Raw genomic sequence first — 15,055 nt, 5'->3', positions numbered from 1 at the left:
TCAGTAGAGACAGGGGATGATACGCTTAGTCATTTTCATGTAGTCGCCGTAGCTGGAGCCGAAGGTTTCCAGCATCATTTGCTCCTCCTTGCCCACCCTAAGGAAGAACAAAACCAAAAAGCCGGCAAGACCCGAGAGCCCTGCGACCCAGTTCGACAACAGGAAGGCCTGGCCAAGCGCCAACAGCAGGAAGGAGCTGTACATGGGGTGCCGGACGAGCGCATAAGGGCCGGTCACAACAAGCTGGTGCTTGTCGCGAATTTGCAGCGTTATCGACCAATTCTTGCCGAGTTCCTTGTGGGTTCTTCGAAAGACCCATAGACCGCAAAAGAACAGGATCGCGCCGAGGGCAATCGCCCAAACATGCACAGGGTGATCTGCGACCTTGGGCTTGCCAGTCAGCACGTAGAATCCCGGAACGAAGGCCTGCCCCAATAGTGCTGCCGCGAGGCCGATCATGTCGACTGGAGAGCGACGACTGTCCACTACCCGAACGCGTTTTGCGCGCCGCTCGAAAGGATAGCGGATCACATACCAGGTCACGATACCGAATACCCATAGAATTTCGCCGGCGGACCCCACGGACGCACTCATCTAGGTCACCGGATGCGCGTTAAGCTTCCTCGGTGTGATCGCCATTGCGCCCCCCCATTCGCTCAACCGCCGTTCATCTCCCGAAGCCTGGTGATGAATTGTTGTGGCCGTAGCCATATCGAAGGGGTTTTATAGCCCATCGAGCGCGCGATGTCCGCTACGAACGCGTTGCAATTGCTAACTGACGCCATCCAAAATTTGGACTTGGCCTTTAATTCACGGATGTGGGCTACGACCTTTCTGTATTCAGCCTCCGTCAACATAACGCGCCAGCTTGCAGAACGGTATTTCTCTTCCAAGTCTCCATCACTTGCGCCGGTTTCTGCGGGTACTGGAAGGAAATGACCAACAACGTATGGACCTGAGTCATTTGTGGCAGGCGCAAGTCCTGCAACCTCCGGATTGACCATTTTGCCGTTGTTGCCTAGGCGCCCAAACACCACATAGGAATGCCCATAACTCAGCGCATAGCGTGAGCGGAATTCAATGAAGTACCGGCCCTCGGTGCGCTGGAGGGGTTTGACAAGCGTTCCGGAATAAGGGCGGTAATCCGATACGTATTGTGGCAGAGCCGGTTTGTCTTCTCCTTGGCAAGATGCCACTATGAAGGGCAGAAAGAAAACAAACAGGACAAGGCCATTTCTCGGCGTCATCAGCAAGCCTCATATCCAACGTTACGAGGAATTTGGTGTGAGCCCACTTTTGGCACCTTCCCGAACGCCAGCGGCATTAAAGCGAGGTTTGGCGGGGGAAGCATCTCTGGACGCTTCCCCGGACCAATTCTGCGGCTTACTTATAGACCGCCGGCTGCTCTACGGGCGGAGGTGCTTTACCCATCGACCCGCAGGCACTCAAGCCAGCCACCGAAAGAACCGCCACTGCTACAATCAGAAGTCTGCTCATGAAGATCTCCTCTCCTGGTTGCGGAATAGGTTATTCAAGGCAACGACTATAGTAATAGCCGCAAAAGGCTATTGGGCATAGCTCATAAATGCCACACAGTTAATTGCTCCAGCGAACACCCCTTCTTGAACCGCGCCGAGAATTTCGCCATGTTTTCTTCCTCCCGCGGACCATCAGCACGGCGATTAGCATTCACTGAAAGCCTTTACTTCGCCGCCGGTTGTCAGATGGACGTTAAGTCTGGGCAGCGAGGTGGTCCTCGCTCAGGCGAGCGCCCAGATCTGCTCTGGCATTTCCTGAGGTGCCGTCAAATGACCAATACTTTCGTCCCGATAGGCGTTCGGTTGTAGAGGTGAACGATGTCTTTGTTCGTCAACCGAATGCATCCGTTCGACACCGCATGACCAATAGACCAGGGCTCGTTCGTCCCGTGAAGACGAAACATGGTGTCGTGGTCGCCACGATAGAGGTAAAGAGCCGCCGCCCCGAGCGGGTTGTGCAGACCTCCCTCAACGCCGCCCGCATATTGTTGTAAACGAGGCTTGCGCTCAATCATGTTGGCGGTTGGCGTCCACGAAGGCCATTCCGCCTTGCGGCCCACGGTCGCCTCCCCCTTGAGCGACAAACCGGCTTCTCCAACTGCAACCCCGTAGCGCGTTGCCCGGCCGCCTCCCTCAACATGGTAGAGGTATCGTTCTGCTGTGTTGACCACGATCGTGCCGGGCTCTTCGCCTCCGGCATAGGGAACGCGGCGCCTTCGATATTGTGTCGCCACTCGGTAATTCGAAATGTACGGTATCGACCAATATGTAGAACTACAACCGGATACCGACAGCATCAAACTAACGAGCGAGAACGCCCGACGTGTCATGAAGCTCTTGTCCATTTCTACCTATAAGTAGTTGGATGAGTTCCTGGCTCATTGCTGCGTCATGGCTGACAACAGCAGTATCGACGTTGTAAGGCATTGAAAATTCGATGCAGGTCCTCCCGCACAACATGGTAGCCATAGCACCTCGCCGCACTATGGCCAATAGTCACCTCGGCTGGCCCGACGGTGCGGACCGCCTGACGGCCTGCAATGCCATCTACGTCTTACAATGAGAAGATCGCCGTTTCGCATCAAAGTTGCGCTTGTCGGACGGCGTTCGAAACACGAAATTGAAGTGATAACGGTGTGGCGACTGCGCAGCTCCCCGCTTGTTGTTTGAAGACGAAATCGCTTGCACCCGTTGCGGGCCTCTGTTCCACTGGCACTCAACGCGTGCTCGGGGGATAACGCGATGACGCTCGATCTGGAGGGAAAGGTAGCCATTGTAACCGGTGGCGGTTCGGGCATTGGTGCGGCCATTTGCCGGCGTCTGGCTCTGCATGGTGCCGAAGTTATCGTGGCCGATCTAGACAGCGAAGCAGCGCGAAAGGTATCCTCAGAAATCTGCGCGAATGGGCAAACTGCTCATGATATGGCGGTCGACGTCACGGACGCGGAAGCGGCTAAAGCAATGGTCGAATTCGCGACCAAGAGATGCGGCGGCCTGCACCTTGCCGTCAACAACGCGGGCATGCCTGGGCTTCGGGCGGCAACAGCGAGCTATCCACTCGACGAGTGGCGAAAAGTGCTCAATGTCAACTTGGACGCCGTTTTCTACTGCATGAAGCATGAGATTACCGCCATGCTGGAATCGGGTGGAGGAGCGATCGTGAACATGTCGTCGGTACTGGGATTTGTCGGGCTACCGACGACGGCGGCCTACGCTGCGGCCAAGCACGGTGTTGTGGGACTAACCAAAGTCGCCGCTCTTGAGTACGCGCGGCAAGGCATTCGGATCAACGCCGTAGGCCCGGGTTGGATTGAGACACCCCTTCTGGCGGCGAATACGAAGATCGCGAACAACCCACGAATGGAGGCGCTGCAGCCGATGGGCAGACAGGGAAGGCCGGAGGAAGTCGCCGCGCTCGTGTGCTTTCTTTTGTCTGAAGACGCTAGTTTCGTTACCGGAAGCTATCATCTGGTCGATGGTGCCTATAGCGCGCACTAGGCGGATTTAGTAGTTCGCCGAAGGAAGCCACTTGCCGGGGCGCATCGCTATGACGAATGGAAGGGACAAGTGCCCCGGTTGATCGAATTTTGATCGATCAAATGCCGCCAAGGCGGAAAGTGCAATCGGGCATGGTCGACGATTTCACTCCAAGGACGCCTTCCACCGAGTTCCTGTCTGGTCGGCAGAGTATTTCGTCGGAAATGGCGGCGGATAGTTCCGATGCCGAGATAGGTCAGACCGTTGATGACGATTATCCAGGCAAAGAAGAAGGGCCAACGCCTGCCGGTCGAGAGGTCACAATACCCGGGCATCGTCATCCAGGCGGAAAACGCACGCGCCTGGGGATGCCATTCATTTGAGGCACGCCGAGGACACCGGATGTGTTCAGCGTCAGTGCTCCGACATGGCTAAGGCCCCTTAGTTGCGTTCCGTCTTCTACTGCCTCGATCGAAATGAAGGCGGGATCGTAGTCGGCTCCGTACTTACCCCAGTAGAGGGCCGGATGAGAGTTGAGAATCTGCAGCCCACTCAGCAGCAGAAACGACATGCAAATGACACTCAGCCAATGCGAAAGCCTCACCGGTAGGATGTGGCGATAGATCTTGCGGACAACCGCATCGATGTCATTTTCCCCATTTGCTGCGGATGCTTTCCACAGGCGACAATGCCGATCGTTAAGACTTTAGTGGTCCAATTAACAATCATGGAGAAGCATACCTTTAGGTTCCCATCCGCAGGGGTGGATTGTTCGAAAGGAATAAAATGCTCGCCAAAATTCGGTCATCGCTGACACTCAAATTGTTCTTCGCGTCGTTCGTGAGCACCCACCTCCCACTTGCAGTTGCACTGATCTATTTCGCCTATAACCAACATCTTGAGCCGACAACGACAATCGTTCTTCTTCTCGTTGCTACCGTCGCGGGGACCGCCCTTTGCCTCGGATCCCTTTGGTCGCTGCTTCATCCTCTCAGGCAGTTGCGAGTCGCCATACTGCGGTTTCGAAAATCGAAGGTCGCCTGCGACATGCGCTCGGAACGCAGGGATGAGATTGGGCTTGTCACAAATGCTTTTTCGAGCTTGACGAGTGATCTGTCGCGAACGATCGAGAAGTTGGAACGTCAGGCAACCTTTGATGTCGTTACCGGTCTTCGCAACAGGCGTTGGCTTGTCGACAATGCTGCCGCAGCTCTCGCACGCGCCCGACGCGAGGGAACTGGCATTGCGGCGATCGTCATGGATATCGATCACTTCAAATCCATCAACGATCGTTTTGGACACGATATGGGTGACAAGGCTCTGAGCGCTGTCGGCGCGGTGGTGCTGTCAAGCGTTCGGCCGTACGATCTCGCGGCACGAATCGGCGGCGAGGAGTTTGCCATTCTTCTTCCCGGCTGCGACGAGGTGTCCGCCGCCGAGATTGCAAATCGAATGAGAGCACAGCTGACCCGACTGTCGGTTCTACCAAATGGGGTACCACTAACCGCGAGCTTTGGCGTCTGCGAAGCTGCATCAGATGCCGACGACCTCGCCACGATGCTGAAACATGCAGACAAAAATCTGTACCTGGCCAAAAGTGGGGGCCGCAACCGGGTCGTTTGCTCGGCAAAAAACGAGCTCGAAGGCTCGTTCAGTGCCAGTCGTGAACCGGCCCGCTGAAGCGCGTCGAAGAAGTGGTCGCAATGTGATGGGCAAACTGCGGAGAAGGCAAGGCGGCACGGCTATCCTCATGGTCGACGCCAAGTAGGTCGCCGAGGAGCGTTTCGAGTAGACAATTCTAGCCCGCTGTCCTTGGAGTTCGACGCAGCAAACTTCTTCTTCCACTCAAAGGTCGAATGCTGGCCCACACAGAGCCGCTGCGAAACCTCTGCAACCGGATAGCCTCGTCCGGTGATCTGACGCAAAGCATCACGTTTGAAATCAACGCTGAAATTGGCTTTGCCCATATAGACCTACAACCTAGAATTTAGGAAAGAAGGCGTCTATAAGTCTAGGGGCTATTCACATCTCTTCCTCGGACTTCAGCGGGGTCACGGTATTTCCTTTTAGATTTGAACGTTGACTATCGGGTCCGCAGCCGACCATCATCCGTGCTACCACGTTCAAACGCGATACCCACGGCTCGATTGACGGCTGGTCCGAGCACGGACATGTGGTCCTGACCCGCAAAGAGTTCAAATTGCGTTCGAATCCCGGTCGCAGGATCATTTAGCCGATCCGCCATTTCCTGCGCCAATGCCACGGTGCGTTCGATTTTTCTTTTCTCGACACGGGATGCGGCATCCTCGTTGCGATACTGGAAGGGAGCAAGCTCATCTCCCTCGTACTCGCCGGCTGACAGGTGAAGGAAGACCGCAGGGCCCGAAATCGGTTGCCGGCCCGCCTCGTTATTCAAGATTTCGCTTGCCTCCCAGTAGATTGTCGGACTGGCGGCAATCCAGTTGACGAAAAGCGCTGGGCGTTCGAAGAGAGCATAAAGCGTAAAAAGTCCGCCGAAAGAGTGCCCGAAAAGCGATCTGCGCGTCAGATCGATCAGTGTCATCGCATCAAGCCGCGGTAAAAGCCGATGTTCGATAAAGTCGAGGAGTTGCCCGCTCCCGCCGATGCGAACAGGAGGCCCCCCCTCGAAATAGGGCGGATAGGATTTGATGGGTGGAGGGCCAAGGTCCCAGGCCCTCCGGAATGCATCGTAAGGTTCGTCGGAAGGATAGCCGATGGCGGCAATGACTCCCCAATCGACGTTTGTCACGGTTGGGTAAGGTGCTTGCGTCACGATGCTGGCAAACGCAAAAGGGAAGGTCGCGTTGCCGTCGGTTGTGACCAAAAGAGGCCAGCCGCCGGCAGGCGGCTCGCCTTTGGGTATAAACAGGAAGATCCGGTAGGGATCGCCACCGTCCGTCGGTTCCAGATCAAAATAAACTGTTCCGGGCAGGGCGTAGGCTTTCTCAGTCATATGCGTTCCCTTATCGCATTGGTCTATCGGCAAGTGGCAACCAAGAATCGTTACCACTTGAACTTCAGCGAACCCTTAACCGTGCGACCCTGGCCGGTATAGCAATAGCCTGGCATCTCGGGACTATTTTAGGGGAAGAGACGCCGGTGGGGGTGCGGCTTGAAGCCCTGCAGGCGGAAACCGGCGACACTATTATTTGCCACACGCGCAGTCTCAAGACCGAATGACGAAGCCTGGAGCCCTATGCCTCTCGAGAGTTCGAATATCTTCTTGAGGGGGTGGGCGACTGGCAATGGAAGAGTATTCGGGTCTTCGTTAAAAATGAACACCATGCCGTCTGCATCGACGGTTGTCTCGTTACTCCAGTCCGGGTTTGATCGCGGTGCTCGATGCGCAAAACTTGCCCCCGCTGACGACGCTGGCGGATGTGACCGATGGGCTCGACGTGGTGATCGTTGCTGTTCCAGTTCTCGATGAGGTATGGAGGAGCGCCGCTGGCCGCAAAGCTCTTGGGTCTCGAGGGTTCGGCATCGCTAGCGATCGGGCAATGGGAGCCCGAAGGCGCAAGGGTATCAGCTGGGAGGATGATAGTGTTTCAAAAGGCGGGAGGGCAACTTAAAGATCCGTCCTGGACCACTGAGCGCCCTGTTGTGATTTGACCCTGCATATCCGGGCCGGTAGACGAGCGTTATCCAGACGGTAGCGGCGCAGATGAAGCTCTCGGAATGGAAACCCTTTCGACGAGGCTCGCATGACCGATCTTTTCGATGCCGCACCCCGCACCGGCTCTATGCCTTTAGCCGCAGAATTGCGCCCGACGACGCTTGACGAAGTCATCGGCCAGGAGAAGGTTCTCGGGGAAGGAACGATGCTGCGCCGGCGCATTGCCGCCGGACGGCTCGGTAGCATCATTCTCTACGGCCCGCCCGGTCTAGGGAAGACCTCCATTGCTCGTGCCATCGGCAACATGCTGGGCAAGAATTTCAGGCCGCTGAATGCTGCGCACAACAATGTGGCCGATATCCGGAAGATCTCGGACGAGGCACGCATGCGCCCGACGCTGTTGTTTGCCGACGAAGTGCATCGCTTCAGCGCGACGCAGCAGGATCATCTTCTGGCGCTCTGTGAGGAAGGTGTCGCCGATTTCATCGGGGCGACTACGGGCAATCCCTATCACACGCTGACACCTGCTCTGATCTCCCGTTCGACCATCCTGAAGCTGGAGCCGTTGGCCATCGAAGAGATGGAGGAGGTCCTGCGCCGCGGTCTCGATCATCTCGCCGCCCGGGGCACCACGGTGCAACTCGCCCCGACACTCCTGCGGCGCATCGCCGGGCGCTCCGGCGGCGATGCGCGCCGCGCCCTCACCGTGCTGGAAAGTCTCTCCATCGGCCATCCGGCGGGCAAAATGGTCCTTGTCACGGAAGCGATGGTCGACGAAGCCTATGCGGCCGCGCCGGTCAATCACGATCGATCTGGTGATGCGCACTATGATGTGGTGTCAGCCTTCGTGAAGTCCATGCGCGGCTCGGATCCGGACGCGACGCTATACTGGCTAGCTCGCTTGATCCACGGCGGCGAGGATCCGCGTTACATCGCTCGCCGCATCATGATCCATGCGTCAGAAGATGTCGGGCTGGCGGACAATTCCGCGCTTCAGACAGCTGTCGCGGCACTGCATGCAGTAGAGAAAATCGGTTATCCGGAAGCGCAGATTGTGCTGGCCCATGCTGCACTTCACGTGGCTCGCGCGCCGAAGTCTAATTCGGCCTGCCGCGGCATTTCGCTGGCGCTTGCCCATGTGACAAACGAGGCGCCGTCAGCGGTGCCGATGCATCTGCGCGACGCGCACTACAAGGGTGCCGCGGCGCTTGGCCATGTCGGCTATGCATTTCCTCACGACGATGGCCGCGGCTGGAGCGACCAGGTCTATGCGCCAGACGTTCCGCGCGGCGCGTTCTACCAGAGCGATGCGCGTGATGCGGCAACCTTCGAGCGGCGGGCGGACGAACACTGGCAGCATGTCACCGGCCGCGCCACGGCGCGCCGTTTCGACGACAAAAAATGATTCCCCGGCATTGAGCAGTTCCGATCGAGAAGACCGGCCCGCATCCGGTTGACGACGATCCAGACCACCAGGACATACGATTAGCTGGGATAGGCCAGGTCCAGACTGGCAGCAATTGCTGGTTCAGTTCTTTCCATGCCTTTCGTACTTAAGCTAAGGCTCACGTCAAGGCTTGACCGGAATCTTGTGACCGATGGTCAACCGTTAACATCCCGGCAGCCGCACAGATGAATCCCGATCCGTTCGGTTACGATACCCGTCACTTCGCAAACGCCATCTCCTCTTTTGCCTCTTTCCACTTCTCGCCGAACCTCCCTGCGGGCAAACCGGTACTGCTCGATCGCCCGACCCACCATTGCCACATCCTTGACCCCGGAAACGACAAGTTCCGCTTTAAGGACAGCACAGCCCGTGAACCCAAATCAACGAAGGAGAAGAACAGGAACTTGATCGCGACCCAAGACCCGCAACCTATCTATTCAGCGGGTCAATTCTGGGCTCAAATACCGAGGCAGTCCCCAGCGCAAATCAACACCCACGCTTTTCCGGCTCCCCGGCAACTTGCTCGTTCGCATCGCTTCGGCGACGATCAACATGCCGTTGACCAGGCAGTTTGCGACAAGCCCTTTCTGCTATTGCAAGCTTAGCGGGGCAGATAGCGTGTAAGGCGGGCTTCGAGCAGCCGGACGAAGGTGATCAGCACCAGATTGATCAGGAGGTAGAGCACGCCGGCGATGGCGAATATTTCGAGGATCGCATAGGTCTGGCTCATTAGACGCTTTGCATGGCCGGTGATTTCCAGAACGGTGATCGTTGAAGCAAGGCTCGTTCCCTTGACGAGCAGGACGAGTTCGTTGCCATAGCTGTCGAGGAAGCACTGACCCTCGAACAGGGGGGGCGACGCCGTTCTTCTCGAGAACGCAGGCGACATTCCCTTTCTAAAACCGAACGAGATCGACTTTGAAACCGTTGGCGGCATGTCGGTGATCGGCGACCGAATCCGTCGTGCTTCGAAACTACCGCTTGGCTTCAACATCGTCGCCAACGCGGCCAAGGCGTCGCTCGCCTGCGCGAGGGCATCCGGTGCACAATTCGTCCGTGTCAACCAGTGGGCCAATGCCTATGTCGCCAATGAAGGTATTGTCGAAGGTGCGGCCGCGCGGGCCCTGCGCTATCGCAAGATGCTGAGTGCCGAGGACATCGCGATCCTGGCCGACGTCCATGTCAAACACGGCAGTCACGCTATCGTTGGCGACCGCGACATTGAGGATCAGGCACGCGACGTTGAATTCTTCGGCGCCGATATCCTGATCGCCACCGGCACACGGACCGGCCATGCCACCGCATCTTCGGAGGTGGAGAACATCCGCGCTGGCGCCAACAATCCGATCCTCGTGGGCTCAGGCTTCAGCGCGGAGAACGCAGCGGAACTTCTTGCTGTCGCCGATGGCGCCATCGTCGGTAGCTCCGTGAAGGGCAACGGCAAGATGCATGGGGACAAGGTCGTTCTGGAAAAGGTCCAGATCCTGATGGACGCAGTCCTGAAAAACAGATGAGCCGGCAACGGCGGTTGTTGGCCTAGGGGAAAGCAGACTATGGCATCCATTGAATTGCGCGGCGTAACAAAGTCATTCGGCTCCGCCGACATTATCAAGGGTATCGATCTGGATATCGCGGACGGCGAGTTCGTGGCGCTTGTTGGCCCATCCGGCTGCGGCAAATCCACATTGTTGAGGATTATTTCCGGGCTTGAGTCTGCAAGCGGAGGCGATATTGCGCTCGACGGTCGCATCGTCAACGAGGCAAATCCTCGCGAGCGCAACGTTGCCATGGTCTTCCAATCCTATGCGCTCTATCCGCACATGACGGTTGCCGAGAATATGGCGTTCAACCTCAAGCTTTCCGGCAAAAGCAAGCAGGAGATACGCGAGCGGGTTGACGAGGCTGCGCGGATGCTCGATCTGACCGGGCTTCTTGAGCGCAAGCCCGGCCAGCTTTCCGGCGGCCAGCGTCAGCGCGTCGCGATGGGACGCGCGATCGTTCGCAACCCCTCTGTGTTCTTGTTCGACGAACCGCTATCCAATCTGGACGCGAAGCTTCGCGTCCAGATGCGGGGGGAGATCAAACTGCTGCACCAGCGCGTCAAGACGACAGCTGTCTATGTCACCCACGACCAGATCGAGGCGATGACGCTTGCCGACCGCATCGTTGTCCTCAACGGAGGCAATATCGAGCAAATAGGAACGCCGCTTGAACTCTATAACCGGCCGGCCAACATGTTTGTCGCGGGGTTCATTGGCTCTCCGGCGATGAACTTCCTCAATGCTCAATTGAAACGGACGGAACGAGGCATTTCGGCGCTGCTCGGCGGCGGTTTCGAAATTCCGCTGCCGCGCCGCGAGTACGATCCCGCAATGAAGGACATCGTTATCGGAGTTAGACCCGAAGATGTTCGCATACATCCGAAGGAAGCCCCGGTGCAGGGCATATTGAAGATCTCCGAGCCGACCGGTCCACAGACGCATCTGGTCATAGATGTCGGAGGAACCGATCTTCTCGCGATAACCGATGCGAGTTTCTCGACAGCTCTCGGCTCATCCATCCGGCTCGCTTTCGATACGGAGCGGCTGCATGTATTCGACAAACAGACAGGGCGAGCCCTGCTTTTTGCCGCCCGGATGGATGGCTACAATGGTTCAGCTGGTGTTGCCCTCTAAGGAGCTGCGCGTTCATCCAGTCGCTGAATGCTCTTGCGGCCGGCCCGTGTTCGGCCGCTTCAGGATGGAACAGCACGATCAGTGCCGACTTCGACACGAAATTTGAGGAGGCACAGCAGCCGGCCTTTCTGCGACCTGCGCGGTGATGTCTGGTTAACCGGCAATGAAGTTGTCGGCTGGTAGTTGGCTGTCATGATCGAGGCCACTGCCAGTTAAAGGCATCATCGTTTCCCACCCGCAGTGATCGCCCATGCTGTCTGGCGCTACCTCCGATTTCCGCTGAGCCTGTGTCTGGCGGATGAGATCCTGCTGCGTCGGATCTTCGACTTCGACGGCCTGAAGAACGTCCTCGGGCCTTCCATGCTTGTAGTAGACTGCAGCACGCATTGCTGGGTCTCCGAGAAGGGGAGCGGCCGTTGACCGCTCCTGTCGCGAGATCAGACTTGGGCTTGGCCGCCGTCGACGAAGAGCTCTGCGCCGTTGACGAAGCTTGCGTCGTCGGAGGCGAGGAACAAGGTCGCTTTGGCGATTTCGTTGGGTTCTCCGACGCGGCCGAGCGGGATGCGCGAGGCGAGGTAGTCAAGCAGGCCCTGCTGCTGTTCCTTGTCGTCGCCAGCAAGCTCGACCAAGCCGGGCGTGCGAGTGGCGCCGGGGGAGACGACGTTGATGCGGATGCCGGTGCCCTTGAGGTCAAGAGCCCAGGAACGGGCGAGGTTGCGGACGGCCGCCTTGGAGGCCGAGTATACGGAGAAGGCAGCAGTCCCTTCTTGTCCGGCGGTCGAACCGGTCAGCACGACCGACGAACCCCTGCTCAGCAGCGGCAGCGCCTTCTGGACGGTGAAGATGACGCTCTTTACGTTGCGGCCGAAGGTGTCGTCGATCTGTTCCTCGGTGATCTGACCGAGCGGGAGCATGGTGCCGCCGCCGGCGTTGACGACGAGGACGTCCAAGCGTCCTTGTTCCAATTTCACTTGCGCGAAAAGCTTGTCCAGATCGTCGTTGTTCGAAGAGTCGGCCTGCACACCGACCGCACCGTTGCCGATCTCTGCCACTGCTTTGCCCAGGGCATCCTTACGGCGGCCCGAGATGTACACGCGTGCGCCCTCGGCGGCAAAGAGTTTGGCGGTCGAAAGCCCGATGCCGCTGGTGGCGCCGGTAACGACAGCGATCTTGTTTGCAAGTCTATTGGTCATTTCGCTCTCCTATTGCTGGTCGTGCGGAAGGGTTCAGCCCGAGTGCGCGCGGCCTGTTAAAGCTCTAAAACTGGTCGGGAGGTTGCGCGGGCCTCTAGCCTGTCGTCGCCGTCCGATGTGAGGAAACTAGATTGTCACTCTGGCAGCGAGAAGCCGTTCAGAATGGACACATTATCCATTCACGTGGATGGTGTCGGACACCGGTTCGCCGCGCCTGGCGTCGACGCGCTCGAATACCTTCGTCGCCCAGTCAGCGAATGCCCGCAGCCGAGGGTTCGGAAATCTGTCCGCAGGGTAGACGAGGTGTAGCTCATGATTTTCCGGCTTCCAGGCGGGAAGGAGTTCGACCAGCGAGCCGTCCTCGATAAAAGGTCTTGCCAGGAAGCCGAAGCTTTGTCCGATCCCCAGCCCGGCCAGCAGCGAGTTGAGATGCGCCGTGCTTTCATTGACCGAGATGCCATTTGAAGTCGGCAAATACTCGGTTCGTTCTTCACCGCGCTGGAAGCGCAACGGGAAGCGTTTACCGGACGAAGCTGAAAAATAGCTCACGACCCGGTGCGCCTGGATATCGTCTGGATGTGTGGGAGGGTGTCGGCCATCGAGGTAGGAGGGTGCCGCGCATAGGACGTAATCCAACTCGCACAGCTTCCGCGCCTTCATCGAGGAATCGACGAGGTAACCGCCCCGGACGACGCAATCTATTCCTTCGCCTATAATATCGGCGGAGCGATCGCTGACACCCAGAAGGAGATCGATGTCCGGATACTGGCGCTGGAAGTCCGAGAGAGAAGGAATGAGGATCAGGTTCGCCAGAACGGAGCCGATGTCCACGCGGAGCCTCCCTTTCGGAGCGGTACGAGAACCGGCGACGGTGCTGTCCATGTCGTCGAGATCAGCAAGGAGGCGCAAGGCACGCTCATGATAGGTGATGCCTTCCGTGGTCATCGTCACCGACCGCGTGGTGCGTTCCACGAGTTTGGTCCCGAGATGCGCCTCGAGATCCTGTACGAGCTTGCTCACGGAGGACCGGGGCAGGTTCATAGAGTCCGCGGCCTTGGCGAAAGAGCCGGCCTCGGCGACGCGGACAAAGGTTCGTATGGCGAGTATCTGATCCAATTGAGAGCCTATTTGATCGGAGCGTTGAGACGAATGTACCCAGGCCATTTCGGGAGGCCACTTATGTTTTGCGCTGAAATGTAAGTCCCTTCCTTGCGAAGCGGTCGTCTGAGTGGATGCACTCCGACAACCGAGTTGGCGATCACGTGCAGCAGTCCGGCAATAAGCATCTTACGGTCGAACTATATTCGAATGGGAGGATCTGCGTAGTAGGAGGCCGCGACCATCCTGTGCCGAGTTTGTTTCCGGTTTTTGCGTCCGGGATCGCATAATGTATCGACGGGAACCATTTAGCCGCTTGCTCCGTCGCTGAGGATTTCCATGTACGCGCGATAGACGAAAACCCGCCCACGCCGTCGCCCCGTTGTCTGTTCAACGATCCCGAGTTTCTGGAGTTGGTCGAGAGCCGCGTTGACGGTCGGCATGGTCAGCCCACTTCGCTTTCCCGAAGCGACCCAGCCGACCGTTGATGTTAGGGTCGTTTCTATCCATCGCCGATCAGTGCCGCACGTTGTTGAAGGAAAAGGCGGTATTGTCAGTTAGTGCACTCGCCTACTTAGTCATAGGGCGACAGCGGGTTGATTCGAATGCCGGCGGCGGTCCGAATCTCATTCAAGACCCACCGATTAGCAACTAACGGCTTCAAACCCCCGTGTACTTTCTGCACGGGGTAGTTTCACCGCAGCAAGAGGATGGAGGCTCTGCTAGTCTCAACGTTTTAATCGAGATAGGGAGAGGCCCTTTCACGGTCGCCAGCCTGGAGCATACCCAGAGCCCTTGGCAATCACAGCAAGAGCCAGACGCTCTTCCAAAACTGTCTCGCTCGGCAGCAAAGTTCGTAGTGCCTCCAACGCATTGCCCTTGTGAAGCTAGCACTTGAACAACCTCGTTTTATTGTTGTTTTTATGTTTTCCCTGACGATCATCGCGCTGCGGTGGCGACCTATGACGAAGTAGGTAGACAGGGCGAGCGTTTCCAGGCGTTTGGTTCGACGCGCAAGAATACGCTCACGCAGAGCCCTCGAAGCCATCACTGTGGTGAGGGCATTCGCAACAACAATCGCCGTATACCCGATCCAATTCGGGCACCCCGCATGGAGTGATGTTCAGGCAGGCCGGACGTTTTCGGCTTTGGACTTACCCGTCTTGCGGTCCTGCCCAAGCTCATAGGTGACCTTCTGGCCATCGCGCAGCGAACCACCGCCCTGCAGCGCCGACACATGGACGAATACATCGGGGCCGCCACCGTCCGGCGTGATAAAACCGAAACCCTTATCCTGATTGAAGAATTTTACTGTTCCAGTAGCCATAAGAACCCTCGCAAGCAGGCGGCGCGCTTGCCGCAGACAGAGCCTATTCGGCCTCGAGGCATCTCGCAACCAACCCATACCCTAGATTTTAAGCAACTCTTGAGCCGGAGAGCGCGTCACTGCACTCCGCGACCCTGAACAACACGGTCGAGCACGATCGCAC

At 57.7% G+C, this 15,055-nt stretch carries 13 protein-coding genes and 3 pseudogenes; 6 read left to right on the top strand and 10 right to left on the bottom strand.

The window, feature by feature from the left end:
• The 3 genes from F3Y30_RS22120 to F3Y30_RS22110 form a co-directional block, all read right to left on the bottom strand.
• Positions 1-594, bottom strand: a complete 594-nt coding sequence (locus F3Y30_RS22120; RefSeq protein WP_203427327.1) for a protein-S-isoprenylcysteine O-methyltransferase — start codon at positions 592-594, stop codon at positions 1-3.
• Between the two features lie 62 nt (positions 595-656).
• Positions 657-1,247, bottom strand: coding sequence for a hypothetical protein (locus tag F3Y30_RS22115; RefSeq protein WP_203427603.1), 591 nt, complete (start codon positions 1,245-1,247; stop codon positions 657-659).
• 557 nt (positions 1,248-1,804) lie between these two features.
• Complete coding sequence (locus F3Y30_RS22110) at positions 1,805-2,383, bottom strand: L,D-transpeptidase (protein WP_203427326.1); 579 nt, start codon at positions 2,381-2,383, stop codon at positions 1,805-1,807.
• Between the two features lie 397 nt (positions 2,384-2,780).
• On the opposite strand from F3Y30_RS22110, the gene F3Y30_RS22105 reads away from it, so the two are divergent.
• Positions 2,781-3,536, top strand: a complete 756-nt coding sequence (locus F3Y30_RS22105) for an SDR family NAD(P)-dependent oxidoreductase (RefSeq protein ID WP_203427325.1) — start codon at positions 2,781-2,783, stop codon at positions 3,534-3,536.
• Between the two features lie 765 nt (positions 3,537-4,301).
• On the top strand, positions 4,302-5,195 hold the full coding sequence (locus F3Y30_RS22095) for a GGDEF domain-containing protein (protein ID WP_203427324.1): 894 nt from the start codon (positions 4,302-4,304) through the stop codon (positions 5,193-5,195).
• A 403-nt stretch (positions 5,196-5,598) separates the two neighbouring features.
• On the opposite strand, the gene F3Y30_RS22085 is transcribed toward F3Y30_RS22095, so the two are convergent.
• Positions 5,599-6,489 (bottom strand): alpha/beta hydrolase-fold protein, encoded by an 891-nt coding sequence (locus tag F3Y30_RS22085; RefSeq protein WP_203427322.1) that lies wholly within the window; start codon positions 6,487-6,489, stop codon positions 5,599-5,601.
• A 751-nt stretch (positions 6,490-7,240) separates the two neighbouring features.
• On the opposite strand from F3Y30_RS22085, the gene F3Y30_RS22080 reads away from it, so the two are divergent.
• Both F3Y30_RS22080 and F3Y30_RS26500 read left to right on the top strand, forming a co-directional pair.
• On the top strand, positions 7,241-8,557 hold the full coding sequence (locus tag F3Y30_RS22080) for a replication-associated recombination protein A (protein WP_203427321.1): 1,317 nt from the start codon (positions 7,241-7,243) through the stop codon (positions 8,555-8,557).
• Positions 8,558-8,889: 332 nt separating this feature from the next.
• A pseudogene (locus F3Y30_RS26500) lies at positions 8,890-8,979 on the top strand (ATP-binding protein); the annotation flags it as partial.
• A 221-nt stretch (positions 8,980-9,200) separates the two neighbouring features.
• Here the strand turns inward: F3Y30_RS26500 and F3Y30_RS22070 are convergent.
• Positions 9,201-9,422, bottom strand: a pseudogene (locus tag F3Y30_RS22070) (ABC transporter permease); the annotation flags it as partial.
• 64 nt (positions 9,423-9,486) lie between these two features.
• On the opposite strand from F3Y30_RS22070, the gene F3Y30_RS22065 reads away from it, so the two are divergent.
• Together F3Y30_RS22065 and ugpC are read left to right on the top strand one after the other, a co-directional pair.
• Entirely contained in the window at positions 9,487-10,113 is a 627-nt protein-coding gene (locus F3Y30_RS22065) for a BtpA/SgcQ family protein (RefSeq protein WP_203427602.1), read from the top strand.
• Positions 10,114-10,152: 39 nt separating this feature from the next.
• Complete coding sequence (ugpC, locus tag F3Y30_RS22060; RefSeq protein WP_203427319.1) at positions 10,153-11,274, top strand: sn-glycerol-3-phosphate ABC transporter ATP-binding protein UgpC; 1,122 nt, start codon at positions 10,153-10,155, stop codon at positions 11,272-11,274.
• 153 nt (positions 11,275-11,427) lie between these two features.
• Here the strand turns inward: ugpC and F3Y30_RS22055 are convergent, their stop codons facing one another.
• From F3Y30_RS22055 to F3Y30_RS22040, 5 genes and pseudogenes are all read right to left on the bottom strand, one after another.
• Positions 11,428-11,661: a hypothetical protein gene (locus tag F3Y30_RS22055; RefSeq protein WP_203427661.1), complete on the bottom strand. Its 234-nt coding sequence runs from the start codon at positions 11,659-11,661 to the stop codon at positions 11,428-11,430.
• 50 nt (positions 11,662-11,711) lie between these two features.
• Positions 11,712-12,467 (bottom strand): SDR family oxidoreductase, encoded by a 756-nt coding sequence (locus tag F3Y30_RS22050; RefSeq protein ID WP_203427318.1) that lies wholly within the window; start codon positions 12,465-12,467, stop codon positions 11,712-11,714.
• 171 nt (positions 12,468-12,638) lie between these two features.
• A complete protein-coding gene (locus F3Y30_RS22045) occupies positions 12,639-13,583 on the bottom strand; it encodes a LysR family transcriptional regulator (RefSeq protein WP_203427317.1) in 945 nt (314 codons plus the stop codon).
• Positions 13,584-13,873: 290 nt separating this feature from the next.
• Positions 13,874-14,035 (bottom strand): annotated as a pseudogene (locus tag F3Y30_RS26495) (Fic family protein); the annotation flags it as partial.
• Positions 14,036-14,688: 653 nt separating this feature from the next.
• Positions 14,689-14,892 (bottom strand): cold-shock protein, encoded by a 204-nt coding sequence (locus tag F3Y30_RS22040; RefSeq protein ID WP_203427316.1) that lies wholly within the window; start codon positions 14,890-14,892, stop codon positions 14,689-14,691.
• Between the last annotated feature and the right edge of the window lie 163 nt (positions 14,893-15,055).

This window comes from Sinorhizobium sp. BG8 (assembly GCF_016864555.1).
In the GTDB taxonomy this organism is placed as follows: domain Bacteria; phylum Pseudomonadota; class Alphaproteobacteria; order Rhizobiales; family Rhizobiaceae; genus BG8.
This window is presented reverse-complemented; position numbering and strand designations above follow the sequence as displayed.

Bases quoted from the DNA above. Each gene is read 5' to 3' on its own strand.
- F3Y30_RS22115 (WP_203427603.1), bottom strand. From the start codon at position 1,247: ATGACGCCGAGAAATGGCCTTGTCCTGTTTGTTTTCTTTCTGCCCTTC.
- F3Y30_RS22110 (WP_203427326.1), bottom strand. From the start codon at position 2,383: ATGGACAAGAGCTTCATGACACGTCGGGCGTTCTCGCTCGTTAGTTTG.
- F3Y30_RS22050 (WP_203427318.1), bottom strand. From the start codon at position 12,467: ATGACCAATAGACTTGCAAACAAGATCGCTGTCGTTACCGGCGCCACC.
- F3Y30_RS22120 (WP_203427327.1), bottom strand. From the start codon at position 594: ATGAGTGCGTCCGTGGGGTCCGCCGGCGAAATTCTATGGGTATTCGGT.
- F3Y30_RS22105 (WP_203427325.1), top strand. From the start codon at position 2,781: ATGACGCTCGATCTGGAGGGAAAGGTAGCCATTGTAACCGGTGGCGGT.
- F3Y30_RS22095 (WP_203427324.1), top strand. From the start codon at position 4,302: ATGCTCGCCAAAATTCGGTCATCGCTGACACTCAAATTGTTCTTCGCG.
- F3Y30_RS22040 (WP_203427316.1), bottom strand. From the start codon at position 14,892: ATGGCTACTGGAACAGTAAAATTCTTCAATCAGGATAAGGGTTTCGGT.
- F3Y30_RS22080 (WP_203427321.1), top strand. From the start codon at position 7,241: ATGACCGATCTTTTCGATGCCGCACCCCGCACCGGCTCTATGCCTTTA.
- F3Y30_RS22055 (WP_203427661.1), bottom strand. From the start codon at position 11,661: ATGCGTGCTGCAGTCTACTACAAGCATGGAAGGCCCGAGGACGTTCTT.
- ugpC (WP_203427319.1), top strand. From the start codon at position 10,153: ATGGCATCCATTGAATTGCGCGGCGTAACAAAGTCATTCGGCTCCGCC.
- F3Y30_RS22085 (WP_203427322.1), bottom strand. From the start codon at position 6,489: ATGACTGAGAAAGCCTACGCCCTGCCCGGAACAGTTTATTTTGATCTG.